General features: G+C 49.9%; 28 protein-coding genes. 13 read left to right on the forward strand and 15 right to left on the reverse strand.

Translation table 11 applies throughout. From position 1 onward, the window contains the following. Positions 1-36: 36 nt before the first annotated feature. From IPG80_RS03800 to IPG80_RS03825, 6 genes are read left to right on the forward strand one after another with little or no spacing between them, the layout of a single operon-like run. Positions 37-1,887: a nucleoside-diphosphate sugar epimerase/dehydratase gene (locus IPG80_RS03800; protein WP_345102896.1), complete on the forward strand. Its 1,851-nt coding sequence runs from the start codon at positions 37-39 to the stop codon at positions 1,885-1,887. Beyond that, positions 1,884-2,171: a hypothetical protein gene (locus IPG80_RS03805; protein WP_345102898.1), complete on the forward strand. Its 288-nt coding sequence runs from the start codon at positions 1,884-1,886 to the stop codon at positions 2,169-2,171. The genes IPG80_RS03800 and IPG80_RS03805 overlap by 4 nt, the downstream gene beginning before the upstream one ends. Beyond that, positions 2,144-2,869, forward strand: a complete 726-nt coding sequence (locus tag IPG80_RS03810; RefSeq protein ID WP_345102900.1) for a peptidoglycan bridge formation glycyltransferase FemA/FemB family protein — start codon at positions 2,144-2,146, stop codon at positions 2,867-2,869. The genes IPG80_RS03805 and IPG80_RS03810 overlap by 28 nt, the downstream gene beginning before the upstream one ends. Continuing rightward, the gene (locus IPG80_RS03815; protein ID WP_345102902.1) at positions 2,869-3,999 is read left to right on the forward strand and encodes a peptidoglycan bridge formation glycyltransferase FemA/FemB family protein; all 1,131 of its coding nucleotides are present in this window, start codon (positions 2,869-2,871) and stop codon (positions 3,997-3,999) included. The genes IPG80_RS03810 and IPG80_RS03815 overlap by 1 nt, the downstream gene beginning before the upstream one ends. Positions 4,000-4,042: 43 nt before the next feature. Next, a complete protein-coding gene (locus IPG80_RS03820) occupies positions 4,043-4,420 on the forward strand; it encodes a GxxExxY protein (RefSeq protein WP_345102904.1) in 378 nt (125 codons plus the stop codon). A gap of 48 nt (positions 4,421-4,468) precedes the next feature. After that, positions 4,469-5,440, forward strand: a complete 972-nt coding sequence (locus tag IPG80_RS03825) for a D-cysteine desulfhydrase family protein (protein ID WP_345102906.1) — start codon at positions 4,469-4,471, stop codon at positions 5,438-5,440. A gap of 6 nt (positions 5,441-5,446) precedes the next feature. Here the strand turns inward: IPG80_RS03825 and IPG80_RS03830 are convergent, their stop codons facing one another. The 6 genes from IPG80_RS03830 to IPG80_RS03855 all read right to left on the reverse strand — a co-directional run bounded on the left by IPG80_RS03830 (position 5,447) and on the right by IPG80_RS03855 (position 11,164). Next, the gene (locus IPG80_RS03830; protein ID WP_345102908.1) at positions 5,447-6,475 is read right to left on the reverse strand and encodes a hypothetical protein; all 1,029 of its coding nucleotides are present in this window, start codon (positions 6,473-6,475) and stop codon (positions 5,447-5,449) included. 230 nt (positions 6,476-6,705) lie between these two features. Next, complete coding sequence (locus IPG80_RS03835; RefSeq protein ID WP_345102910.1) at positions 6,706-6,954, reverse strand: hypothetical protein; 249 nt, start codon at positions 6,952-6,954, stop codon at positions 6,706-6,708. Further along, complete coding sequence (locus IPG80_RS03840) at positions 6,954-7,751, reverse strand: MOSC N-terminal beta barrel domain-containing protein (RefSeq protein ID WP_345102912.1); 798 nt, start codon at positions 7,749-7,751, stop codon at positions 6,954-6,956. Before IPG80_RS03840 ends, IPG80_RS03835 begins: the two co-directional genes overlap by 1 nt. A 59-nt stretch (positions 7,752-7,810) precedes the next feature. Beyond that, positions 7,811-8,635, reverse strand: a complete 825-nt coding sequence (locus tag IPG80_RS03845; protein ID WP_345102914.1) for a serine hydrolase — start codon at positions 8,633-8,635, stop codon at positions 7,811-7,813. A 109-nt stretch (positions 8,636-8,744) separates the two neighbouring features. Continuing rightward, positions 8,745-9,032 (reverse strand): DUF1330 domain-containing protein, encoded by a 288-nt coding sequence (locus IPG80_RS03850; protein ID WP_345102916.1) that lies wholly within the window; start codon positions 9,030-9,032, stop codon positions 8,745-8,747. A 35-nt stretch (positions 9,033-9,067) separates the two neighbouring features. Continuing rightward, complete coding sequence (locus tag IPG80_RS03855) at positions 9,068-11,164, reverse strand: acetate--CoA ligase family protein (protein WP_345102918.1); 2,097 nt, start codon at positions 11,162-11,164, stop codon at positions 9,068-9,070. A gap of 93 nt (positions 11,165-11,257) precedes the next feature. Between IPG80_RS03855 and IPG80_RS03860 the strand changes: the two genes are divergently transcribed. Continuing rightward, entirely contained in the window at positions 11,258-11,764 is a 507-nt protein-coding gene (locus IPG80_RS03860; protein ID WP_345102920.1) for a DUF4231 domain-containing protein, read from the forward strand. Between the two features lie 56 nt (positions 11,765-11,820). On the opposite strand, the gene IPG80_RS03865 is transcribed toward IPG80_RS03860, so the two are convergent. The 6 genes from IPG80_RS03865 to IPG80_RS03890 form a co-directional block, all read right to left on the reverse strand. After that, positions 11,821-12,954, reverse strand: coding sequence for a sodium ion-translocating decarboxylase subunit beta (locus IPG80_RS03865; protein ID WP_345102922.1), 1,134 nt, complete (start codon positions 12,952-12,954; stop codon positions 11,821-11,823). Continuing rightward, complete coding sequence (locus tag IPG80_RS03870; protein ID WP_345102924.1) at positions 12,951-13,379, reverse strand: biotin/lipoyl-containing protein; 429 nt, start codon at positions 13,377-13,379, stop codon at positions 12,951-12,953. Before IPG80_RS03870 ends, IPG80_RS03865 begins: the two co-directional genes overlap by 4 nt. Positions 13,380-13,431: 52 nt before the next feature. Beyond that, the gene (locus IPG80_RS03875; RefSeq protein ID WP_345102926.1) at positions 13,432-13,761 is read right to left on the reverse strand and encodes an OadG family protein; all 330 of its coding nucleotides are present in this window, start codon (positions 13,759-13,761) and stop codon (positions 13,432-13,434) included. Between the two features lie 9 nt (positions 13,762-13,770). Beyond that, positions 13,771-15,324, reverse strand: a complete 1,554-nt coding sequence (locus IPG80_RS03880; RefSeq protein ID WP_345102928.1) for an acyl-CoA carboxylase subunit beta — start codon at positions 15,322-15,324, stop codon at positions 13,771-13,773. 162 nt (positions 15,325-15,486) lie between these two features. Further along, positions 15,487-16,674, reverse strand: a complete 1,188-nt coding sequence (locus IPG80_RS03885) for a Xaa-Pro peptidase family protein (protein ID WP_345102930.1) — start codon at positions 16,672-16,674, stop codon at positions 15,487-15,489. A gap of 19 nt (positions 16,675-16,693) precedes the next feature. After that, positions 16,694-17,968 (reverse strand): MFS transporter, encoded by a 1,275-nt coding sequence (locus tag IPG80_RS03890; RefSeq protein WP_345102932.1) that lies wholly within the window; start codon positions 17,966-17,968, stop codon positions 16,694-16,696. Positions 17,969-18,063: 95 nt separating this feature from the next. Here IPG80_RS03890 and IPG80_RS03895 point away from each other — a divergent pair, with 95 nt between their 5' ends. The 6 genes from IPG80_RS03895 to IPG80_RS03920 all read left to right on the forward strand — a co-directional run bounded on the left by IPG80_RS03895 (position 18,064) and on the right by IPG80_RS03920 (position 23,519). Then, positions 18,064-18,672 (forward strand): TetR/AcrR family transcriptional regulator, encoded by a 609-nt coding sequence (locus IPG80_RS03895; protein WP_345102934.1) that lies wholly within the window; start codon positions 18,064-18,066, stop codon positions 18,670-18,672. A 3-nt stretch (positions 18,673-18,675) separates the two neighbouring features. Then, positions 18,676-19,806: an ABC transporter permease gene (locus IPG80_RS03900; protein ID WP_345102936.1), complete on the forward strand. Its 1,131-nt coding sequence runs from the start codon at positions 18,676-18,678 to the stop codon at positions 19,804-19,806. A gap of 36 nt (positions 19,807-19,842) precedes the next feature. Then, positions 19,843-21,153, forward strand: a complete 1,311-nt coding sequence (locus IPG80_RS03905) for an efflux RND transporter periplasmic adaptor subunit (RefSeq protein WP_345102938.1) — start codon at positions 19,843-19,845, stop codon at positions 21,151-21,153. A 66-nt stretch (positions 21,154-21,219) separates the two neighbouring features. Further along, complete coding sequence (locus tag IPG80_RS03910) at positions 21,220-22,158, forward strand: ABC transporter ATP-binding protein (RefSeq protein ID WP_345102940.1); 939 nt, start codon at positions 21,220-21,222, stop codon at positions 22,156-22,158. Between the two features lie 17 nt (positions 22,159-22,175). Next, positions 22,176-22,613 (forward strand): SRPBCC family protein, encoded by a 438-nt coding sequence (locus IPG80_RS03915; RefSeq protein WP_345102942.1) that lies wholly within the window; start codon positions 22,176-22,178, stop codon positions 22,611-22,613. Beyond that, complete coding sequence (locus IPG80_RS03920) at positions 22,614-23,519, forward strand: ABC transporter ATP-binding protein (RefSeq protein WP_345102944.1); 906 nt, start codon at positions 22,614-22,616, stop codon at positions 23,517-23,519. Positions 23,520-23,557: 38 nt separating this feature from the next. Here IPG80_RS03920 and IPG80_RS03925 read toward each other — a convergent pair whose 3' ends face one another. From IPG80_RS03925 to IPG80_RS03935, 3 genes are all read right to left on the reverse strand, one after another. Then, entirely contained in the window at positions 23,558-23,746 is a 189-nt protein-coding gene (locus tag IPG80_RS03925; protein ID WP_345102946.1) for a PspC domain-containing protein, read from the reverse strand. Between the two features lie 59 nt (positions 23,747-23,805). Then, positions 23,806-25,059 (reverse strand): diguanylate cyclase, encoded by a 1,254-nt coding sequence (locus IPG80_RS03930; RefSeq protein WP_345102948.1) that lies wholly within the window; start codon positions 25,057-25,059, stop codon positions 23,806-23,808. A gap of 177 nt (positions 25,060-25,236) precedes the next feature. Next, complete coding sequence (locus IPG80_RS03935) at positions 25,237-25,884, reverse strand: GyrI-like domain-containing protein (protein WP_345102949.1); 648 nt, start codon at positions 25,882-25,884, stop codon at positions 25,237-25,239. Between the last annotated feature and the right edge of the window lie 7 nt (positions 25,885-25,891).

Consider the following 25,891-nt stretch of genomic DNA (forward strand, 5'->3'; position numbering starts at 1 on the left):
ATTACCAAGTTCCTCATTCACCCTTCTACATTCCAAATGTCTTCCCGTCCCCACGTTCGCAACCGCTTCGTCTTAATCGGCGACCTTGCCCTCACCATCGTTTCGGTGCTGGGCAGTTTTGCGTTACGGCTGGATGTGAGCGAGCTACCGTTCTATTTCCCCGCCGCGCTGGTAATGTGTGCGGTAGCGTTGCTTGTCAAAATTCCAACTTATTATTTTTTTGGTTTATATCGCCGCCTGTGGGTCTACGCCAGCACAAATGAATTGCGGCTCATCACGATTGCTGTTTCCACCGCCTCGGTGCTGACCTCCGGTGTAATGGTCGTTCTGTATTACTTCAACTTAATTCAGCCGGGCATGCCACGTTCCGCTCTCGGCATTGACTGGCTCATCTCGCTTATTCTCATTGGCGGATCGCGTTTTGTCCTGCGCATTCTTGCCGAGCAATCTACGGCGCAGGCAAATGCCAAGACTCGTCATGCTCTCATCCTTGGTGCAGGTGATGCGGGCGCACTTGTTGTGCGTGAATTGCAGAAGACATCCCAATTGAATCTCATCCCCGTTGGCTTTCTTGATGATGACCCTGCCAAGCAGAATCACAACATCTATGGCGTGACTGTCATCGGCAAGATCGATCAACTCGCAAAGACTCTCGACACCAAGCAGGTGAACGAGGTTATCATCGCCATTCCCTCCGCGCCGGGGCATATCATCCGCCTCGTCAACGATGAATGCCGCAAGCGCGGAATTACATCCCGCATTATCCCTGGCTTTTATGAACTGCTCGGCGGCAAGGTCAGCGTCAACCGTCTGCGTGAAGTGGATATCACTGACCTGCTCCGTCGCGAACCCGCGAAAATTGACGACCATCTCATTGGTGCGACACTCGGTGGTAAGCAGATTCTTGTCACTGGCGCGGGTGGCTCGATCGGCAGTGAACTTTGCCGTCAACTCGCGCGTTGGAACCCTGCCGAACTTGTCTTGCTTGGTCACGGCGAGAATAGCATCTTCGAAGCTTTGCAGGAACTCAAGAACGATTTCCCTTCGCTCAACATTCAGGCGGTCATTGCAGATATCCGCGAGTTGAATCGTATTGAAAAAGTTTTCAACCAACATAAGCCGCAAGTTGTCTTTCACGCGGCGGCGCACAAGCATGTTCCGCTGATGGAAGCCAATGTCGAAGAGGCGGTCACGAACAATGTGCTCGGCACGAAGAACGTCGTCGAAACAGCGGTCAGGCATGGCGTGGAAAGACTCGTGCTCATCTCCACCGATAAAGCCGTTCGTCCTGCAAGCGTAATGGGTGCCACCAAACGTCTTGCTGAAATGGCTGTCCTTGATACAGCCCAGCGCAACAACCTGCCATATTCGGTGGTGCGTTTTGGTAATGTGCTTGGCAGTCGCGGCAGTGTCGTGCGCACCTTCAAAAATCAAATCGCGCGCGGCGGACCCGTCACCATCACACATCCCGATATGTATCGTTATTTCATGATCATCCCCGAGGCTGTGCATCTTGTTTTGCAAGCCGCCTGCATGGGCACGGGCGGCGAGGTTTTCATGCTCAACATGGGCGAGCAGGTTCGCATCCTCGATCTCGCCGAAGACCTCATTCGTCTCTCCGGTCTTGAACCTTATCGCGATATCGATATTCAAACTACCGGTATTCGCCCCGGCGAAAAACTACGTGAGGATTTACTCGAAGACGGCGTGGATTTTGAACGCACCCAACACTCGGAAATTTTCCGCATGTCGAAAGAGGAACATGTGGACGGTGCTGCGCTCGCTCAAACCTTGGATAAACTCTCAGACCTCGCGCTTCATTCTCGGACCGATGACCTGATCCAGACCATCAACCATTTCCTACCCTCGGGCTCGGTGCAACAATGACCGAAGTCACGCTTACCGAATGGAATCAATTTCTGACAAAGCTCCCCGACGCACATCTCCTACAGATGGGCGAGTGGGGCGAACTGAAAAAGGATTTTGGCTGGAAACCCGTCCGCATTATTTCAGGGGATGCAGGTGCGCAGATTCTTTTCCGCCACTTGCCGCTGGGATTCACGATCGGGTATATGCCAAAAGCAGTAGGCAGTAAGCAGTGGGCAGAAGGCAGTGACCAGTTCTGGCGCGAAGTGGATTTCATTTGCAAAAGAATCGTGCCATATTTCTGAAAATCGAACCCGACTCATGGGATTCCGCATTCCGCATTCTGCATTCTGCATTCCGCATTTCTCCCCATAACATCCAACCTCCTCGCACAATAACACTTGATATTAACGATAGCGAAGAGAATATTTTGGCGCGTATGAAACCCAAGTGCCGCTACAACATCCGCCTTGCGGAGAAAAAAGGCGTGACCGTCCGCGCATGGAATGATGTCGCCGCCTTTCACGAGATGATGACTGTCACCGGCGGGCGCGATGGCTTTGGCGTGCATTCAAAAGAATACTATCAACGTGCGTATGAACTCTTCAACCCGAAAGGGACATGTGAACTGCTCGTCGCTGAATATGAAGGCAAACCGTTGGCTTCGTTAATGGTCTTTGCAAATGCCAAACGTGCCTGGTATGTGTATGGTGCGTCAAACAACGAAGAACGCAACCGTATGCCGACCTATCTTTTGCAATGGGAAGCCATCCGCTGGGCAAAGGCGCGTGGATGTGCAGAGTATGACCTGTGGGGCGTCCCTGACGAGAACGAAGAGACCCTCGAAGCACAATTCGAGTCGCGACATGATGGCTTGTGGGGCGTCTATCGCTTCAAGCGCGGCTTTGGCGGTCAGCTCAAACGCGCGGCACAGGCATTGGATCGAGTTTACAATCCGCTGTTGTATTGGGCATATTTGAAGTTTATTGGGAATAGAGAATAGTGACTGGGAATATCTGGAACGAGATCATTTCAAAACTTCCCGATCCGCATTTCTTGCAAACCTTTGAATGGGGACAAGTCAAAGCGAAGTATGGCTGGGTTCCCTATTATGCTATCTGGACGGAAGATGGGAAGTTTTCTGTATCCTCCAATTACCAATTACTAGTTACCAAGGTCGTTGCCGCTGCTCTCATCCTAAAACGTACCGCCTTCCGTCGCTTTTCCATTTTCTACGCTCCCAAAGGTCCGCTCATGGATTGGACGAATGAGTCCCTTCGCAAGCGCGTCTTGGACGATCTGCAATCCTTTGCGAAGAAACAGGGTGCGATCTTCCTGAAACTTGACCCCGATGTGGTGCTGGGGCGCGGAGTCCCTGCCAGCGTGGATGAGGTCACAGAAAACAGCGGACAGGCTGTGATGTCCGATTTGAAGCGCAGGGGTTGGGTGGAGTCATCCGACCAGATCCAGTTCCGCAATACAGTCATGGTCGATCTATCTGCTAGCGAAGAAGATATTCTCATGCGCATGAAGCAGAAGACACGCTACAACGTTCGTCTGGCTGAGAAGAAAGGCGTCACTGTGCGCGTAGGCACAGTTGAGGATTTGCCCGCGTTGTATAAGATGTACGCCGAAACATCAGTTCGGGATGGCTTTGTGATCCGCGATGAAGAATATTACATGACCGTCTGGAAGTTATTTATGCAAGAAGCGGTCAACGGTCAGCCGTCCGCGGTCCCTCTCATTGCCGAAGTGGATGGGGAAGCGGTGGCGGCAATATTTCTCTTTATGTTCGCCGGGCGTGGATATTATGTCTATGGCATGTCGCGGGATAAGCACCGTGAAAAAATGCCGACCTATCTTTTGCAGTGGGCGGCGATGAAACACGCCAAGGCGCATGGCTGCCTGACCTACGACCTATGGGGTGCGCCGGATGTCTTCGATGAAAGCGACTCAATGTGGGGCGTGTATCGTTTCAAGGAAGGCTTGGGCGGTGAAGTGGTGCGGACGCTCGGCGCGTATGATTTTGCTCCCAGTAAATTCTGGTACTCGATGTATTCAGATGTCATGCCGCGTGTGTTGAATTTCATGCGCTCTCGTGGCAAGGAAAAGACAAAGCAAGCATTAGAATAGAATCCACGAAGAACACGAATGGACACGAAGTTTGGGAGGTTTTATGTCTCAATTGATTTACAAAGATGAAGTGTATGCAATTGTTGGAGCGGCGATGGAAGTACACACTATTTTGGGGACGGGCTTTTTGGAGCCAGTTTATCAAGAAGCTATGGAAATTGAGTGCGCATCCAGAAGTATTCCATTTGTTCCACAAAAGATTTTGCAAGTCCACTATAAACAGCATATCCTTAAAAAAGAATACATTGCCGATATGATTTGCTTTGAGAAAATCATTGTTGAATTCAAAGCCTTGGATAGCTTGACAGGCAGAGAGTCTTCTCAAGTGATTAACTACCTAAAAGCTACTGGTTATAAAGTAGGTGTCTTGATAAACTTTGGTAGCGATACAAAACTTGAATGGAAACGATTTGTTGTCTAACCCTTCGTGTACTTTGTGTGCTTCGTGGATAAATAAAAAGGAGTCCCTATGCAAACCCCTCGCTTAAACTTCGCCCATCTTCCCACCCCTATTGAAGAACTGCCCAACTTATCCAAAGCCCTAAATGGACCGCGTATCTTCGTCAAGCGCGATGACCAGACCGGGTTGGCATTCGGCGGGAACAAGACCCGTAAATTGGAATTCCTGATTGCCGAAGCGCGTGAACAAGGCGCGGACTTGCTCATTTCGGGCGGCGCGATGCAGTCCAATCATTGCCGTCAGACGGCTGCCGCTGCGGCGCGCTATGGCTTTGAATGCAAATTGGTGTTGACAGGTACCAAGCCGCAACAAGCCACGGCAAATTTCCTGCTCGACCAGCTTTTCGGTGCGGAGATCATCACTGTTGAAGATCGCGCCTTCCGCGACCAAACCCTGCAAAAGACCTTTGACGATGCCCTCGCCGCAGGGAAGAAACCGTATTTAGTTCCTTACGGCGGTTCCAGCCCGACTGGTGCAATGGGGTATACCTTTGCGATGGAAGAATTCATGCAGCAAAACGTCCGCGCGGATTGGATCGTCTTCGGCACATCCTCCGGTGGGACTCATGCTGGGTTGGTGTTGGGTCAGCGTTTGTTTGGATACAAAGGTAAGGTGCTGGGAATTAGCATTGATGAACCCGAAGAAGAATTGAAATCACACGTCTCAGATCTCGCTTCACGCGCCAGTGAAAAGCTCGGCGAGCGGATCAATTTCTCGCGCAATGATGTGCTTGCGACTGAAGATTACTGTCAGGCAGGCTATGGTGTCTTTGGGGAAGGCGAACGCGAGGCGATTCATCTTTTTGCCAAGCACGAAGGCTTATTGCTTGATCCCGTCTACACGGGTAGAGCCGCGGCGGGGATGATTGACCTCATTCGCAAGGGATTTTTCAAGAAGGATGAGACAATTCTGTTCTGGCATACTGGCGGTCAACCCGCTTTGTTTGCAGATAAGTATTCGCAGGATGTAGTAAAAATCTAAAGACCTTTAAGCGATTTCTTTCGATCCAACATTTGTTACTAACTCTTCAATTATCGAAGCCATTGTTCGGATGTAACGTTCGTATGAAAACTTTTTCATTGATTTCTGCGCATTTTCCCTGATTTTCTTTACTGCATCTAGGTTGCAAGGATCGTATACCCATTCAATTGCTTCGCTAAGTCCTTTTGGTGTGTCATCAGTGATGATCCCGTTGATGTGGTCGTGAATGTAATCTGTTACACCAAGTACATCTTTGCCGTTTACAATACCGATTTTCCCCAAACGCATGGCATTGAGATAAGTCTGTTGACCGGCAGCCCTTGTTCTTCCAGAAGCAAGAGGTGTTACGACCATATCAGATTCGCCCATTAATCGGATAAAGTCCGCGTGAGACGCTTGAATAATTTTAACGTTGGAGGGGATATCTTTGCGTCCGTTTAGTGTGTGTGTGGCAATAATAAATTGACGAAGTGGTAATAGGCGTGCGCAGCTCAGGAGTTGATTATAGTTTCTAGCTGGGTCACCACCTGCGAAAATATAGCCGCTGGTTTTTATGGAAATAGAACTGACTTCTTTGTCAGTGAGTGTGTAATTGTATATGCATGTTCGTACTTTATATTTCGGAATGCCCCATAATTGGGCAAAGATTTTTTCCTCCCCAAGTGAATGGACTACATATCTCTGGATTTGTGGATCTGCCAAGTGGATCAATGTTTTTTGAATAAAGTATTTTAGGGTATCACCTCTGTTCCACATGTCACCCGTCAGTACAATAAGTGGACGTTTTTTGAGGTTATGCATGAAAATACAAGCTATTAAGTCTGGATGAAATCGACCGCTCACACTGTCTAATATCATAACTTCAGCATGGCGTGCCCATTTCAATAATGCACGCAAACGGCGATATGATGTTATTAATTCTTCTTTGAAATTATGCCCCGCAGGGAATTTTGAATAAGCAAAATAAGGTTCTGCCCCAGATTGCAAAGGGGGAAGATCAAGATCTACAGTAATAATATATTTGTTGTTTTCCATTGTCGATCCTTGACTAGGTTTTCAGTAAAACTGAAAAGTATTGTACTTTTACTGCAATTCTCGGATCTCTGCATGAAGTTTTTGCAGATGGAAATCGGCGGCATATTTTTATTGTTTGGTTGACTGATAAAGTATTTCAACCAAGCAAAAGCCGCAAATATCAATAGAGTGATAAGGCGCACCGAATATATTTTTTATTGAATATCTCATGGTCGACAGGAAATTGATTACTAAGATTGATTATTATTCCAATGTTTATTAACAAGTGTGCCAACCCCAATGATCGCCCAAATGGAATTTAGCGCGGTTGCTGAATAAGCGCCATGATTGAAGGTGTAATACGTCATGATTATGCCTGCCACAATGTTCATGCCCTGGTAGGTAAATGAGTCGCTCGTCACTTTTTTAGCAGAGTTTAGTGCGAAGGCGATCAAGTACGTTGCCGAACCGACCCAGCCGAGAATGTCGATAAAATTCATTATTCCAAGATCTCCATGGTCATTCCAGTTTCAATTTTTCCTTCGTTCAAGGGAATCGTGTTCATCCCAAAGATCGCGCCAAGTTCGTGATTGCGATAGCCGCTCAAGGTCTTGAGCGGTTCTTTGCTTTTCGCCAGCGTTTCTTTGTCAATTGTTGTCACCACGCAGCGCGGACACGGCTTGACCAGCGCCATCTCCACATCCCCGATGCGGATGCGCTTCCACGTATCTTCTGCGAAAGGTTCACAGCCTTTCACCACAAGGTTCGGGCGGAAGCGATTCATCGGCAGCGTTGAATCAAGCCGCGAGTTTAAGTCCTGAAGCGATTCTTCCGAGATGATCAGAATCGGATAGCCGTCTGCAAATCCGGTGTGGTCATCTGCATTGATTGCGTAGCTCGGATTTAGTTTGCGCTTGAAACCATCTGCCATGTGAACGAGGCGCACCGAGGTGTCGAGCCAATCGGAGAACCATATCGCGGCTTCATCGCCCTGGTCGATGGCATCCACGCCGCTGCTTGACCAGATATTGACAGGCGAGGGCGTGCCGGAAGATTGAACCGTGAACTGAATGGATTCAAAATTAGGCGCGGATAAAGTGACCGCCTCATTCTTAAGGGTAGGCGTGACCAGCGCCAGACGCGGATACTCACGCTGAGTCAGAAACTCGCCGTCTGGTGTGACGACCATCATGCGCCGGTCATGTTCAAGCCCCATACGTTGGACATTGCTCGCAGGCACGTCGAACCCGCGGCAGGCTTTGATGGGATAGTAAGTAAGAGTGGAGACTGTGATCATTTAGATTCCTTTAGACGATGGACGATAGACCATTGACCATAAAACCATAAAACCATCGTCTATGGTCTATCGTCGATTAGTTCCTGATAAATCATCCGCGACACCTCTGCCATACACCCATGTGCCTGATTTTCATTATCTTCAGGGAAGCCATGCGTGAATAGCGAAATGGCGTACGGCTTGCGGTTTGACGGGAAGACAATGCCCGTATCGTGGAAGAAGTCGCCCGTCCAGCCTGTTTTGTGAGCGACCTTTACATCGGTGGGCAGCAGGGCGGGGATGCTCTCATTGAACTCCTGCCCGAACATCACCTCGATCATCGCGTCACAGACTTTGCGCGAAACGACCCTGCCCTCGGCGATCAACGTCATCATTTGTGTGGAACTACGCGCGCTGGCTGCATTGTTCATGCCAAGCCGATATGCCTTTTTATCTTCCAGCCCGCGAATGACGGTCATGTTATCAATGCCGAGTTCTTTGATGAAAGCATCCACCCGGGCGCAGGTGACTCGCTCCATCAATAAATTCGTGGCAAGATTCGACGAACGGATGATCATCAGTCGATTCAATTCGCGGATGGTTTCACTTTCGCCTATTCTTGCGTACAGCGTTTTGTCTGAGTCGTCTGCTTCTTCCAATGAAAACTCACTGCCATCTACGATGCTTTTGAACGAGTTGAAAATTTTCAACGGTTCATCCAGCGAAAGCAAACCCGCCTCTGCCTGACGTAACACCTCCATCATTACAGGCACTTTCATCGTGCTGGCGGGGTGCATGCTCACGTCGGCATTGATAAATATTTCTTTGCTCGTTTCTAGGTCTTGCACTGCCACACTGATGGTCTTGCCTTCGAACCCTGTAGTGAATTTTTCAATTTGGTTCATATGTCATCCTGAGCGTAGCGACACGCGCACCGCAGTGCGGTGAGGATCTCTACGCAGCACTAAGAGACTCTTCGGTCGCAAAGAACGCGACCTCAGAGTGACAAAGTTCTTAAGCCCCTTCTACAACAATGGCTTTAGAAATGGAATATTTTTGTCGCAAGGCGCGTGCTTCGCTATACTCCGGTGAGTTGATCCATGCCTTGGCGCGCTCTACGCTTTCAAATTGCAGAACGACGATCCGTTTTGGCTCCCAGTCACCTTCGAGGTTTTCCGCGTGTCCGCCGCGCACCACGTACGTTCCACCATACTGTGCCACGGTCGGAGCCGCGAGTTGTTTGTAGCCTTCATAGTTTACCGGGTCTGTTACTTCAATATCCAAGATCACAAATGCTGTCATGTCATGCTCCTGTTTTTGTTTTTGATTAATACACTTTACTCGACCACCGACGGTAGACCGCGGTCAATGGTCGGTGGTCGAGCGTCGAATTTAATTCTTACATCCACCGCCACTGCACCTTTTGCAAGCACCCGCAGTGGATTGATCTCGATCTCTTTGATCTCTTCATGGTCTTTAGCCAGCTGTGATAATTTGATGAGGACATCCTTGACCGCTTCCTCATCTACTGGCGGGATGCTGCGGAAGCCCTTGAGCTTTCTCCCAGCCCATGTTTTACGCATCATCCCCTCCGCCTCAGCCTGCTCCAGCGGACCCAAAGCGAATGCCACATCCTTAAGCCCTTCCACTTCCACGCCGCCCGAGCCGAACATCATCAGCGGACCGAACTGTGGGTCACGCACCATGCCCACGATCACTTCCTGCCCTTCGGGGATCTGTCGCTGGATGTGAACTCCGTCAATGCGGATGGGTGGAAACAGCGTTGCGATATTTTTGACCATTTGTATAAACCCGGCACTGACCGACTGCGCATCTTTAAGATTCAACAATACCCCGCCCACATCTGACTTGTGAAAAATATCTGGTGATGCGATCTTCATCACGACGGGATACCCAAATTCATTCGCGATTTGAATAGCTTCGTATTCGTCATGTGCCAGTTTGATGGGTGCAGCGGGGATGCCGTAGGTTTGCATGAGCTCGTCGGTTGATAGCCCGACGATAGACGATAGACCATTGACCAGAAAACCATCATCCATCGTCGGTCGTCTATCGTGTAAAGCTCTTTTTACCAATACCGCCAATGCCGACGCGGCTCGTTCCGGGAAGGGATATGTCGGTATCAGCATTTCTTGGAATTTGTTGCGTGCATCCTCAACCAGAGTTAAACCCATCAATGCAATCACTACTGGTTTTTCAAACTTACTGACGACCTCGTTAACTGTTTTTGCCACTTCTTCGGCTTTGAACATTGGCGGAGGAGGCAGGATTACCATTACACCGTCTACGCCTTTATCTTGCAAAAGGATGTTCAAACATTCTGCGTATTGGCTCGGTGATGCCGAAGCGAGCATATCCACTGGGTTGTGGATATTGGCTGCGGGTGGGAGGATGGCAGATAAAGCTTGTAGCGTTGTATCTGCCAGTTGGGCAAGGACCAAGCCGTGGTGCTCGAGCGAATCGGCGGCGATGACGCCGGGTCCGCCTGCGTTGGTGAGAATCCCGATCTTGTTGCCCTTTGGCAATGGACAATTTTCTAATGCTCGTGCCCAATCGAACATTTGCTCGGCGGTTTCGGCACGGAGAACGCCTGCTTTTTCGAAGGCGGCATCAAATGCCGTATCAGATGCGGCAAGCGCGCCAGTGTGAGAGGCGGCGGCTTTCTGCCCCGCTTCAAAACGACCAACTTTCAGTGCGATGACTGGTTTGTGTTTTGTGATTTCACTCGCGGTTTGCACGAAACGTTTGCCGTTTGAAATGCTTTCCATGTACATCACTATGACTTTGGTGGAGATATCGTTTGAAAGCATGGGCAGCATATCGGTCTCGTTCACGTCGGCTTGGTTACCCAGGCTGACAATGCGTGAAAATCCAAAACCCTGCCCGCGTGCCCAGTCGATGATGGCGGCGGCAAAAGCGCCGGAGTGTGAAATGAAACCAATGCCGCCTTGTTCAGGCATGGGCGGTTGGAGAAAGGTTGTGTCGAGAGGGGAATGCGTATCGATGGTGCCAATACAGTTGGGACCCAGCAAGCGTACACCATGTTTTTGAGCAACCTTAATACATTCCTGTTCGAGCTTTGCCCCTTCTTCGCCTGCTTCCCGGAACCCTGCAGAAACGATCACTGCTGCTTGGATGCCGCGTCTGCCGCAATCTTCGATGGCTTGTGGGGTGACTTGGGTGGGGATGATGAGAATGGCCAGCTCAACAGGATCGGGAATTTCTTGCAGGCTGGTGTGGATCTTTTTGCCGAAAACTTCGCCGCTCTTTTGGGCAACGAGATGGATCGCGCCTTTGTATCCGCTTTGGATGAGGTTACGGGTAACTCCGTAGCCAAGTTTCTCCGGCGAGGTTGAGATACCAATAATCACCACGCCTTTGGGCTGAAAGAAGGGTAGAAGTGTCAACTGCATATGGTTATTAAACCACACTCAGTTCTAAAATTTCAGGCGCAATTTATGAAAAAAAGTGCGATAATAAATACATACTCAACAGGAGAGATTTCTATGGCTGAATTAGAAACGAAACAAGAGACTGTTACCAGGATCGATGATAAATATGTGTTAGACCTATATGAAAGCAAGATCCAATATTATTGGAGTGCGAGCCGCAGTAATAAAAACTCCTTTAAACGTTATCGAGCATGGACGATTATCCTTGGGGCTCTTGTGACGCTTGTGTCATCCATTTCTGCGGCGGAATTCGTGCAGGAACCGGCGTGGCTGCGCATTTTGTTTGCCGTAGCAACGCCTGCCATTGCTGCCACATTGACCGTTATCAATGGCTTGGGGCAGAACTTTCATTGGGGTGCTACCTGGCGGGATATGGTTCTCAACGGCACACGCCTCGAAAAGGAACGTGACCGTTTCCTGGCGACCAAGCCTGAAGAACGCGATCTGGTAAAGGAATTGGATACGCTGAATAATCTTGTACTTGAGGAAACCAGTAACTTCTTCGAACGAGTGCTGGATAGCGAGGTTAAACCGAAGGATCAAAACTCATCCTCTGGTTAGAAAAAGCAACGGGGCGGACTGTTTTCCGCCCCGTAATGATTATTTCCCTGAATTGATCACAACCCAAGTATCTTGCTGACCACCGAAAGCAAAATTCCACCCGCGATGACGCTGCCTAATTGACCGGCTGTATTCGCTCCCATAGCGTGCATGAGGATGAAGTTATCCGGGTCTTCGTCGTTGGCGGTTTTTGCGGCGAGACGTCCCGCCATAGGGAAGGCGGAGATGCCTGCCGCACCGATGAGCGGATTAATCTTTCCACCGGAGATAACCGACATCAATTTTCCAAATAGCAAGCCTGCGACAGTGTCTAATGCAAAGGCGAATAAGCCGAGGATCATGATCTTGCCGGTATCCAAATTTAAAAATGCTGCCGCACTCATGGTCGAGCCAATGGCAAGACCAAGAAAAAGCGTGGCGATATTGATGATCTCATTCTGCGCGGCATTGCTGAGTCGATCCACCACGCCGGAGACTTTCAATAAGTTCCCCAACATGAGCATCGAGATCAGCGGAGTTGCTTCGGGTACGAGTAAGCCGACCGTTAGAGTCAACACGACAGGGAAGAAGATCAATGTTCGTTTGGAGATGGGCTTGGGCGCATAGTCCATTTTTATCAAGCGTTCTTTTTTCGTGGTCAGCAATCGCATCAATGGCGGCTGGATGATGGGAATCAAACTCATATAGGAATACGCCGCCACCGCAATCGGCGCGAGCAATTCGGGTGAGAGTTTGCTTGCCACAAATATCGAAGTCGGTCCGTCGATGGCGCCGATCACGCCGATAGATGCGGCTTGGTTGAGCGGAAAGCCCAACGCGATTGCCAATATCAACGTGCCGAAGATGCCGAACTGTCCCGCCGCGCCGAGCAAGACCATGCGTGGTTGCGCGAGTAAAGGCGAGAAGTCGATCATGGCACCCACGCCGATAAAAATTAAAAGGGGAAATAATTCTGTTTTGATACCCGCATCGTAGATGACTTTAGTCATGCCTTCAGCGGCGGTCATGCCTGCCAGTGGAATATTTGCCAGCAAACAGCCAAAGCCGATCGGTAATAACAATACCGGTTCGATCTCTTTGAAAACAGCGAGATAGATCAAGACCAACGCAGCGAAGATCATCACGCCATTGCCGAAGGTGAAATTTGAAAAGCCTTTTAACAACTCTGGTAATAGCTCGCCGAGGTTCATCCTGCAAACTCCACCAACGCTTGTTTGTGCGCCACGCTTTGTCCCTGGCTCACCAATACTTTTTCTATCGTGCCGCCGCGCGTCGAGCGGATGCTATTCTTCATCTTCATCGCTTCGATCACCAACACCACCTGTCCTGCCGCCACAGTGTCGCCATCTTTGACAAATAACTCAACGATGGTTCCCGGCAAAGGTGCGCTGAGGGAATTCCCACTACCAGGCAGATTTACCGCCGCAGTCGGACTCTGCGCAACAGATTTGGTCGCCACTTTTACATCCGCTTCTGGCTTGACTTGGGCTTGGTTGCCAGCTTCAGGCATGACCTCAAACCGTTGCCCATCTACCGTCACCACGACCGGGCGCGCGTTGATATTTTCGATCTCAACTTCATAGCTTTGGTTATTGACGTTAAGTTTATATTTCATTGAGTCTCCGAAGAGACCTCCGAGGTCTTTAAGACCTCGGAGGTCTACCTTGCTAGTGCCTTCTGAAATTTCCTTTTTCAGACATCTGTCTGGTACGCATGCCCAATTGCCATGCCGAGACGATCGCCGTAGGCGGTTCTTCCAACGGATGCGCAGACGAAGCATCTTGTTCTGCCAACGCCATCGCTACAGCGAGCAAAGCCACTTGCAGCTTCGAGTCTGCTTGGGTGGGCGAATCAACTTCGGCTGAGTCAGAAGCGGATTCTTTATCCGCAGTGAGTGCAGTTAAGATAACCATCATCAACCACAGCAGCAGGATGGCACCAAAGACGAGTCCCATGCCGAGGGCGGTGATTTGGAGGGAGAGCGTGAAGTCATTCATATGATTCACTTACACCGGAATATTCCCATGTTTTCTCGGCGGCGCGGGTGCGTACTTGTCGCGTAAGGCAGAAAGCGACGCGATGATCTTTGGGCGCGATTCGCGTGGCTCAATAATGTCATCCACATAACCTGTGGAAGCGGAATAATACGGATTGTTGAACTTCTCGCGATATTCATCGGCGAGGCGTTTGCGTTCGGCGAGTGGGTCAGCCGCGCTTTCGATCTGTTTTCGATACAGAATATTTGCAGCACCTTCTGCGCCGATCACTGCAATTTCTGCCGAGGGCCAGGCATAAGTGACATCGGTTCCGAGATACTTGCTAGACATAACCACATACGCGCCGCCATATGCCTTGCGAGTGATCACGCAGATTTTTGGCACCGTCGCTTCAGAGTAGGCATATAGCAGTTTCGCGCCATGCCGGATGATGCCACCATGTTCCTGTGCGATGCCGGGCAGGAAGCCGGGTGAATCAACGAAGGTGACCAACGGAATGTTGAAGCAGTCGCACATGCGCACGAAGCGCGTCATCTTATCTGCCGCGTCGATGTCGATCACGCCCGCCATGATTGCAGGTTCCTGTGCCACAATACCCACACTATGCCCGCCGATGCGAGCCAAACCTACAATTGCATTGCGAGCCCAATCGGGTTGAATTTCGAGAAAAGTTCCGTTATCGATGATCTTCTCAATCACTTGATGCATGACATACGGCTCATTCGCTTCGAGCGGAATGATGTGATTCAGATCTTCATCCATACGCGAGAGTTCATCGCTGGGCTGTACATAGGGCGGATTCTCTACATTGTTAGAAGGTAAATAGGAAAGGAATTTACGCGCCATCTCCAACGCTGCCATTTCACTGACTACACTCAAATGTGCTACTCCGCTGACAGAGTTATGCACGACCGAACCGCCCAACGACTCAGCGTCGATCACTTCACCTGTCACGGCTTTGATCACATCGGGTCCTGTCAAAAACATGAACGATTGTTTTTCCACCATGATGACCAGATCGGTCAAAGCAGGGGAGTAGGCTGCGCCGCCCGCACACGGTCCGAGCATGACACTCACTTGCGGCACCACGCCGGAGTATTGTGCATTGCGTCGGAAAATTTCTGCATAACCGCCCATCGAACGCACGCCTTCTTGAATACGCGCGCCGCCTGAGTCGATTAGTGAAATGAATGGCACGCCATTACGAACTGCTAAATCCATCACGCGGCAGATCTTATGCGATTGCATCTCGCTTAGCGTTCCGCCATAAATTGTAAAATCTTGTGAATATAGATAAACTGTCCGCCCGTTGATCTGTCCGTACCCTGTGATGACGCCATCCCCGTAAAACTTATCTTTTAGCAATCCCAGTTCATCGCCTTGATGAGTGATGAACGGTTCGATCTCGTTAAACGTGCCGGGGTCAAGCAATGCCTCAACGCGTTCGCGTGCCGTCATCTTTCCTTTGGCACGCTGCTTGGCGTTACGATCTTCACCGCCGCCTTCCTTCGCCTTCGCACGTACTCGCCGCAATTCCAAAATTCTTGGGTCTTCTTGGGTCATGTTTTATCCTTTAGGTGAAAAATTTCACAATCGAAAGTATAACATTGGATGTCAGACAAGCTAGTGATGGAGGTCATATAGGAAATAGGATAATCCGCCTCCTCTTTTGTTTGGGGTTGCTTCGGGGCTGCAGGCTTTTTGCTACACTGTAAGTTGATTCTGCTATCGTCCGATAAGCACAATCTCTCTTTGTGGCTCACCAATATACACCGCACCTTCTTTCGTGAGGACGACATCCTCTTCGAGTCCGATATATCCCTGGGAGACAGCCAAGCCCGGCTCAATCGTATAGACTTGCCCGATCTCCAATGTTTGGTTGGGTGAGTCGCCGTACTTCTCCCACAACGGACCCAGCAACGCGCCGCCATCGTGGGCGACACGCCCAAGCTGATGACCAAGCGCATACATATATTCGGGGTAACCAGAGTCGGTTAAAACTTCGCGTGAAATAACATCAATTGAATTACCGGTGACGCCTGGCTTCATTGCACCACGAGATTGCTCAATCGCCGTGCGGACGGTGATGAATCCGCGCTGCACTTCGAGTGGAGCCTCGGTCTCACCTTCGCGCAGGACGTATGCCACACGCTGTATGTCGGAACAGTAGCCTTCGTATTTCACGCCAAAGTCAAAGTGGATGACATGACCCGGCTCAATGCGGATGTCCGTCGGTCCGTTGTGCCCAATGGGAGAGTTGGGACCGGAGTTGACGGCGGGATTGTTCTCGTGGGGCCAGGCATAGCCGACGCCATATTCTTTCATGAGCGCATGCATGTAATCGGCAACTTCGATCTCGGTCATGCCGACTTTGATGAAGGCGAAGGTTTTTTCATAAATCTTATTGGTGATATCTACCGCTTTTTGAATGCGGGCTAATTCGGTTTGAGTTTTCCGTCCGCGCATAGCATTGATGACTGGTTCGGCGCTGATGAGACGGTCTGCGTAGGGCGTGCCCGCAAGATAATCTCGCAGTTCTTCGTGCATGGAGTGGGTCAAGCCGTCCGCGTGGACATTGTTACGGGAGGTGTTAACTGCTATTTGTCGCGGAGCGAGGCGGATGATCGTATCGCGCAGTAATTCTTTTGCGGATTTATCGTAGCCAATGACTTCGGAATAAACACCCATTCGTTCAGCTGTATCTTTTTCGAGATTACCGAGGATGAATATCTTTTCACCTTTGCGGGTTAGCAGAATGGCTGAATGCCAGGTCAGGTCGTTTTCGCCGATGAGAAAATCCAGTACTGGGTCGCGCACGCCGCTGGTCTCACGGACAAAAGTAAGCCAGAGGTCGGTATCTTGCTCTTTGAGAATTTCGATAGCCTGATTAACTTTTTCTTGAATGAGGGACATGAGGACTCCAATTTACGATTTACGATTGTAGATTTACGATTGGTCTGATCTTACGCGGGTCTTTGACGAGGAAGAGCAAAATGCCTAGCATTACGAGCGAAAGGACGGTGGAGATAACAAAAGTGGGCTGGAAGCCTGCATTGTCCACGATCCAGCCGCCGAGGATGGGGGCGATAATGGTGGCTGGAGCGGTGAGAGTTTGTGCAAGACCGATATAAATAGGACGCTCGGCTTCGGTGCCGAAATCCACAGTCATGGTCATGCTGATGGTCCATAGTGAGACGTTCGTCAAGCCGGTCAGGACGAAGATCGGATAGAACCAGAGAATGGATGTTGCATTCCATGCAAGAATGGCGCTTAGAACAGCGGCAATTGCTCCAGTGATGAGCATGATGCGGTGCCCGATGCGATCACCAAGCCAGCCCATGCCGATGTTGGCAATGGTCTGCGAGATCGTCAGTGTGGCAGTGAGATAACCGGCTACAACCTCGGTCATATTAAATTCACGCAGGGCATAAATGATATAGAACGAGAATCCCATGGTGGCGAATTGCGAAAGGATGCGAGCGCTTAGGAACCAGTTGAAGTTCGTATCGCGGTTGAGGACTTTTTTTGCGTCGTCCCAAAAGTGGGTTTTTTCTTCGGGAATGAATTTCTCTGTATCTTCCGGCTCGCGGGTGGCAGCCAGGGCGAACCAACTGACAGTGAAGAAAAGGCTGGCAATAAGAAAACAAGCGATAAAGTCCAGCGGTGAGGCGAAGGCGCTTAGGAGGTATCCGGCTCCAATGGCAGACATACTGATGAAGAGGTTTGCCAACCCTGACTGCATGCCAAAAAACGTGCCGCGTGAGTCGGGGGGGATGATCTTGGAGATCATGGAGGTCCAGGCGTTGGCAGTAATACCCCCGCCCAATCCCTGCCAGATGAGTAACAGAAAAGTGAGCAGCAGTCCTGCGTTCGTGCCAATGCGGTTTAAGAGAAATGCCACAAGCGCAAGCCCTAGGAAGGGGACGCGTTCATGAATGGTTGTCATTAGAACGGTAGGCTTGTATTTTCGAAGGCGGGAAACATGGCTGGCGGTGAACAGTTGCGGGAGCAGCCAGCCTGCTGAATGAATTGCAGGTACCAGACCAATTAGAGTGGCGGAATTTGTCATGGTAGCGACGAAAAGTGGCAGGATCGTGCCAAAAGAGGCAAAGCCAAGCGCGATACCAAAAGTCGCACCATCTGAAAGGTTAACAATAAGATTGTGTTTCAGGTTTTGACGAACATCTTTTTCGAGTGGAGAGAGCATAAAAGGATTTTACCTTATGGCAAGTTTGGGTCTTGACAAACAGTCCCATCTTGGTCTAAAATAAAAACGAACGTTCGTTCGTTTACGGAGATTTGATGACCGAAGAAACTCACACCAAGGGTGAACGTACCCGCCTTACGATTGAAGATGCTGCCATCGAGTTATTTATGGAGCAGGGCTATCACGCCACATCCATGCGGCAGATCGCGGAACATGCTGAATTGGCACTCGGAGGTATCTATAACCACTTCAAAAGTAAAGAAGAGATCTTTGAAGCTATTATTGTTGATAAGCATCCCTATAAAAAGATCCTGCCCCTTATTCTTGAGGCAGAAGGGGAGACACTGGAGGATTTTCTCAGTCATGCGGCGCGAGTCGTTATCAAGGAATTAGCCTCTCAGCCGTATTACATTAAATTGATGATGATCGAGATCGCCGAGTTCAATGGCGCGCACGGCGCTGTTCTGATCAAGGAGATCGGACCCAAATTACTGCCGGTCTTCGAGCGTATTATTAAAACCCGCAAAAACCTGCGTGTGACCAACCCAGTATTGTTAATGCGAACATTTATCGGTATGGTCGTTTCGTACATGATCACCGATTTGCTCATATCGAATTCCACGCTAAATAAGTTGATGCCGAAAAATCCCATCGATGCCTATGTGGATGTGTACATGCATGGCATTGTTAAATCAGAGGCTTGATGTATGTTTAATACCCGAATCGTTTCTATTGTCCGCAAAGAGTTCACGCAGATATTTCGTGACCCGCGCTCGCTGGCGCTGATCATCGTCATGCCCATCATTCAGTTGTTTTTGCTTGGGTATGCTGCTACTACTGACGTGAAGAATGTGCCCATCGCTGTACTGGATCAAAGCCAGAGCGCTCAATCACGCGAGCTGCTGGATGCCTTCCGTGCCGCTGATTATTTCCGCATTGATTATTACGTCGGTTCTACAGACGAATATCAAAGACTGATCGAGTCCGGTGCTATTCGCGCTGTGTTGGTCATTCCGCCTGATTACGATGTTCAGGTTCTGGACGGCAAAGCGCAAGTCCTGTTTGTGCTGGATGGTTCCGATGGCAGCGTGGGTGCAACTGCGCTTTCCACGGCGCGGCTCATCGGTCAATCGTATGCGACCAAAGTGCAGGAGAGTCAATTTGCCTTGCGCGGCGCCGCTTCTCTACCTACTCCGCCAGTGGAAGTACGCACCCAGGTTTGGTACAACCCCGATTTTCAATCGGCATACTTCATGATCCCCGGTGTGATCGGTATGATCCTTTCCTTCATCACAACCATTCTCACCGCGACCACTATCGTCCGCGAGCGTGAGCGCGGTACGATCGAGCAGCTCATCGTTACGCCGATCCGCTCGTGGGAATTGATCGTTGGTAAGCTGCTTCCCTACGTCATCCTTGCTTTCGTGGAAACTTTTGAGATCCTTATTGTTGGACATCTGGTGTTTGATGTGCCTGTACGCGGAAGCTTGTGGCTGATCACTTTGGCGTCGGGGTTGTTCCTGATGTCCAGCCTTGGCATTGGTTTGTTCGCTTCCACGATCGCCAATACCCAGCAGGAAGCCATGTTGACCGTAATGATGTTCAATTTGCCGATGATCTTCCTCTCCGGATTTTTCTTCCCGGTGCAGGCGATGCCAAAATTTTTACAGTTCGTTTCGTTTGCCATTCCGCTTCGTTATTACCTCGTTGTGATCCGCGCGCTCATGCTCAAAGGAGTCGGCTTTGTCGCTGTTCAAGGTGAGATCATTTCCCTCACCATCTTTGGCATTGTCATCATGGGTATTGCCGCACTGCGCTTTAGAAAACGTCTCGATTAATCTTCAATTAGTAACTTTCAACTCTGGAGTCTTTTCATGCAACCTAAACTTCCCCCTCTTCCTGTTCGAATTGTCATTGCCGTACTTGTTATTGGCACCCTTTCCTATTTTGGTTTTCGCTCCCTTAAGGGCGACAACACTAGCGTATTGACTGCCTCTGGCACCATTGAAGCCACGATCGTCAACGTTGCCCCGGAAACAGCTGGCAAGGTGACCGATGTCCATGCCGATGAAGGCGAATCGGTGACGAAAGGACAACCGCTTCTTAACCTTGACCCAAGCCTGCTGACTGCCCAACGAGCCGTTGCCGCCGCCGCAGTAGACTCTGCCAACGCCGCCCTCGCAGCTGCTCAAACCAAATACGACCAGGCGCTCGAAGCGGCTCTTGCTGCCCAGTCTGCACAGCGAGCAAAAGATTGGCAGGTGGGCGCTCCCAGTGAATTCGACCAGCCGAACTGGTACATTGAACAGGATGCGCAAATTACTGCGGCTCAAGCGGAACTCGAAGATGCCAAGGCAGAAATAGACTCTGCCAACGCCAATCTAGAAAAGGTGATCACCGACTTAAAGAACTCCGATTACCTTCAAGCCGAGCAAGACCTTGCGGATGCCCGCGCAGCCTTTGTGGTTGCCGAGCAGGTAAAGGATCAGGCTTCCAAAGCAGCAGATAGCGGCGGTTTGGGTGATGCAGCGCAGGATTATTACGATGATGCCCTTACCCGCCTGGACGATGCCGAAGAAGCCTACAACGATCTGATGAATAGCGATGAGGCAACCGATGTTGAATATGCCCGCGGAAAAGTATTTGTTGCCCAGCAACGATACGATGCCGCCTATGCTCGCCTGCTGACCCTGCAAACCGGTGAGCAATCTCCGGTTGTGGTCGCTCTGGCAAAAGAATTGGATAAGGCGAAATCTGCGCTTGCACAGGCAGAAGCCAGTCTGGCGTTGGTCGATGCGCAGGTTGCCAAGCTAACCATCAACGCTCCGATGGATGGCGTCATCCTTACTCGCAATGTTGAACCAGGTGAATTTGTCCAGCCGGGTGCGGCTGCCCTTACCATCGGCGATCTCTCCGATTTGACCATTACCGTGTATGTCCCCGAAAATCGTTATGGCGAGATTTCACTTGGGCAGACTGCCGAAGTGACCGTGGATTCCTTCTCTGGCGTGACCTTTACCGCTAGCGTGATCCAGATCGCGGGCAAAGCTGAATTCACCCCGCGCAATGTGCAGACCGTGGAAGGACGCAGCGCCACCATGTTCGCCATCAAGCTCAGTGTACAAGATGCAGAAGGACGCCTCAAACCTGGTATGCCTGCGGATGTGATCTTTATTAGTGAATAATCGGTGGTTAAGTAGCTCCGCGTTCTTTGCGGAGCGTATCGAAACCACCAGTTGAAGGTAGAAATTATGGATGATTATCTAGTTAATGCAACTGGATTAAAAAAATCGTACGGTGCCAACCATGCTGTAGACGGAGTCTCGTTATATATCCCTGCCGGTGAGATCTATGGACTCGTTGGCGCAGATGGAGCAGGCAAGACGACCACGCTGCGCTTACTCGTGGGCGCATTGCTGCCTGATGCGGGTGCGGTCAACGTCTGCGGGTACGATGTGTTGAAACAAACCGAACAGGCGCGCTCAACCATCGGGTACCTTTCGCAGCGTTTTTCCATGTATGAAGATCTGACCGTCCTTGAGAATATTCGTTTTTTCGCCGAGATCCGTGGTCTTTCCTCCTCAGAATGGCTGCCGCGCTCCTTGGAGATCCTGGATTTTGTCGGCTTGGAAAAATTCAAAGACCGCCGCGCCGGTCAACTTTCCGGCGGCATGAAGCAAAAACTTGGGCTGGCATCAGCCTTGGTGACCCGCCCGCGCTTGCTCTTGCTCGATGAACCCACCACCGGGGTGGACCCCGTCACACGCCAGGATTTCTGGCAATTGGTCATCAAGCTGGTTGGTTCACGGGTGGGTGAAGGCGTGTCCGTCATCATATCCACTCCCTATATGGATGAAGCTTCACGCTGCCATCGGGTTGGGTTTATGAAGAATGGCAGGATCATCGCTGAAGATACGCCCTACAATTTACGCGCGCTTCTGAATGAGCGCATCCTTGAATTGCGCGGCTCGCCGTTGAACATACTCCGGCGTGTGGCTCATCAGGATGTGGATGTGGAAGATGTTCAAGCCTTTGGAGACCGGCTGCATATTCGCGTCAGTGACGGAAAATCGAAAGCTGTCCTGAAACGCTTGAAGACCGAGATTAAAAAAGCAAGCGGGCATGTGGATGAACTTCGCTCTGTTCCGCCTGTGCTTGAAGATGTATTCATCGCCTTGTCTGACCAGTAACAAAAAAGGAAAATCCTATGATCAACCTAGACTTTGGTGTTTTGATCGACCGCCCCATGAAGGATGTCTTTACTTTCGTTTCCAACCCTAATAATATGTCCAAGTGGAACTCTGCCGTTGTAAGTTTGGAACAGGTTTCGTCTGGTGCGGTGGGAGTCGGTTCGAAATTCAAAACGGTTGGTGAAATGATGGGGCGCCGTATCGAAGGCGAAATGCAGATCACTGCCCATGAACCAGATACCAAATGCGGCTTTCAAGTGAATGCCGGACCGATGCAAGTAAACCTGACATTGTCTTTCAAAACAGTGGGCACAGGCACCAAGGTCAGTTTGAATGCACAGGGGAACCCTGGTGGCATCTTCAAACTTGCTGAAGGAGTCATGACGGGGCAAATCAAATCGATGATGGAAGGCAACCTTGCCCGCTTGAAAGATGCACTGGAAAAGGGAGCGTAAATGTCATTACCGGTTATTTACGTTGAAAATCTCACGCGCCGTTTTGGTGATTTTGTTGCAGTCGATCACATCAACTTTGAAGTAAATAAAGGCGAGATCGTCGGTTATCTCGGTCCGAACGGATCCGGCAAAACCACCACCATTCGTATGCTGCTTGGTTTGCTTACGCCCAGTGAAGGTGAAGCGACTGTCCTTGGTTACGATGTTTACCGTCAGAGTGAAGAAGTCCGCTCGCGGGTGGGGTACATGTCGCAAAAGTTTGCCATATATGATGACCTGACTACCTATGAGAACTTGACCTTCTATGGCGGCGTGTACGGTATTACGGATAAAACCCGCATCAAGGAGACCTTGGAATTGGTCGGGCTCACCGGGCATGAACATACGCTGACAAGGGACCTTTCCACAGGGTGGCGCCAGCGTTTATCGCTTGGGATCGCGCTTGTTCATAAACCTCAACTGCTTTTTCTTGACGAGCCTACTTCCGGCGTAGACCCTACTGCGCGCCGCACCTTTTGGGACTTGATCTATCAACTCGCCGAGAGCGGCGTGACCATCCTCGTCACTACCCATTACATGGACGAAGCCGAATATTGCGAGCGTGTGGGCGTGATGCGTGACGGTAAGTTATTGGCAATGGATACGCCCACTAATTTGAAACGATCGATCATCAAAGGCGATGTGTGGGAAGTGTTTGCGCATCCGCTTGAACAAGGGCTGGAGATACTACATGATGTGCCCGGTGTGGAACGCGTCGGGTTGGCTGGCGATCACTTGCGCGTGATCAGTTCCAACGTCAAGGAAGAGGCATTGCTAAGCCTGCTAAAGAAGAAAAAGATCCAAGTGGAAAGGATTGAAAAAGGCGAAGCAACGTTGGAAGATGTCTTCCTCACGCTGGCTCGTTAAATCAGAAGGTCACGCTTCAAGCGTGACCTTCTGATTTATTATTCCGGCGTGACGATCGCCATAATGAGGTAAACCAGCAGCATGGCACCGTGGAAGGTGAAGAACCCCAGTACAAATAACAGACGGATGATGGTCGGGTCGATTTTTAGGTAGTCGCCAATACCGGCACACACACCCGCGACCATGCGATTGGACCTGCTCCGCGTGAGAGTTTTTATGTCGCTCATTTTTTGCTCCTTTCGTTTGTCTGTTTGTTTTACGCATGAAAACGAAAAGGGTTGCAGGGTCATAGATCTGAAAAATGCTGGGTACGATTTCTACCTAAAGCTTTTGCCTGATACAAGGCTTCGTCTGTTTCTTTGAGCAATTCGCCCAGTATTTCAAGGGGTGCCAGTGGACCGTGATCGAAACGATAGGTACTGACACCAAAGCTCGCAGTAAAAGTATGTTGGCTAAGGTCGTTGTTCGGAAGTGATATACGCAAGCGTTCCGCCACTTCCACTGCCTGAGTCTGCTCGCAGAACGGCATGATGATTAAGAATTCCTCGCCGCCAAGCCGAACAAGGATGTCGTTCTCTCGTATAAATTTTTGGGCAAGACTGGCAAGTTGTTTAAGTAGTTCGTCACCGGTTTGGTGCCCATATGAGTCGTTGAATTTTTTGAAATGATCAATATCCAGCATGATCGCAGAAATGCTCCGGCTGTTCTCTCTACAGTCTTCGGCGATCTTTGGGAAAAGTTCCTCCATTGCACGACGGTTGTACGCCTGAGTTAATGGGTCGCGTTGGGCTAGCCGCACCAACCGTTGGTTTTCCCGTTCGAGGTTGCTTGCCAGTTTTGCTGTATTGAATTTCTCAGTAACATCAAGGATGGAGCAAGCAATGTAAAGGTCTCCATATTCGAACAGTGGATTTAGGGAGATATCCACCCGAAACTCGAAATTATTTTTTTTCAACCCTTTTAAATTCAGGCTCGACCCCATGGGACGGTTGGTTGGGGCGGCTTGATATTCACGGCGATTGGCTTGATGCTTTTCACGCAGACGAGCCGGGATGAGATTCTCGATGGATTTTCCGGCCAGTTCGCCCGCTTCATATTCGAACATGGTTTCTGCCAGGCGATTGGCGTGGAAGATAACCCCGGCTGTGTTGATGATGATCACGGCTACAGGAGCGGTATTTGCCACAATAATATAGGGAATGATCTGACCTTCTTTGAGCCTGCTTAGTGCATACAGATACCCGCTATTTTTATCGCGATTAACATTGGCAATAAAGGTCTTGTAGGAGCCTTCCTTGCACAAGAAACGGTATTCCAGTGCAAAGACAGGGTGACCCGCTGTGAGCGTCTTTATCGCGCCTCGCACTTTCTCAAAATCTTCAGGGTGAATCAGTTCCCAATAAGATTTGGATTTTAGCTCTTCCACCGTCCAGCCTGTGATGGCCGTGTAGACGGAATTGGCGTGTAATATTTTCCCGTTGACATCGGCGATCGTCATGGGATCTAGCGAGAGATTGAAGAAGTTCTCGAACTCATTCATTTATAAATCATTCAATCGCACATTTCTAACATTTACCGATAAATTAACGTTTAAATTATTGTACACGATTATGATGAGGAATCAGTTTATTGGAATGATATTTTATTTGTATTTTCTTCCTTCAAGATAATAAGAATCTTTTGATGCGAAGACCGCAAAGCTTTGCGGTCTTCGTGGTTAAATTTTCAAGACAGGATGCCTCAAAATCGTCCTCATTTTATCAGGCGCAGCTTTGCGTGGATCACTGATATAGATTTCATGATGTTTTCCGCCAAGGGGTCCCACTCTATCTTTCAGTCCGCTCTCTGTCATAAACTCGTGCATGCGGTCAAGGGTAGCAGGTTCGGTCGCGTATGGTCCGATGTGCATGGTTTGTACGCACAAGCCTTCCTCGAAGTGTGTCAGCCGCGCTTGGGTGAGCATTTCGCTTTCGCCTTTCTTCTTGCGGACTTGCTCACGTGCTTCCTCGAAAATTTCCGGTGTGACGATCTCCGGCTGCATGATCATCAACGTATAGAACCAGTTATCTTTGACGGTGATATCGAAGAAGCCGTCTTCCACCCACCACAATCCCTCCAGCGCCATGACGGGATAGTCGATGGCATTAGCCGTGCGTTTCTTGAACATAAATTTGAGCGTATACGACAGACTGTACAAGGTCTCTGTAGCTTGAGCAAACGAGGGTGATTTGCCCGGTTCTGAGCCTTTTTCAATGGCACCATCGATCATGGCAAATTGCAGATTCGGCACTTGCACGGTTTCAATTTTCTTTGCCGAGGGTTGATAGAGCGATTTGTACTGTTTTTTCAAGTCTAGAATTTTCATGGTCTTA

This window comes from Candidatus Villigracilis vicinus, assembly GCF_016702885.1.
Classification (GTDB): domain Bacteria; phylum Chloroflexota; class Anaerolineae; order Anaerolineales; family Villigracilaceae; genus Villigracilis; species Villigracilis vicinus.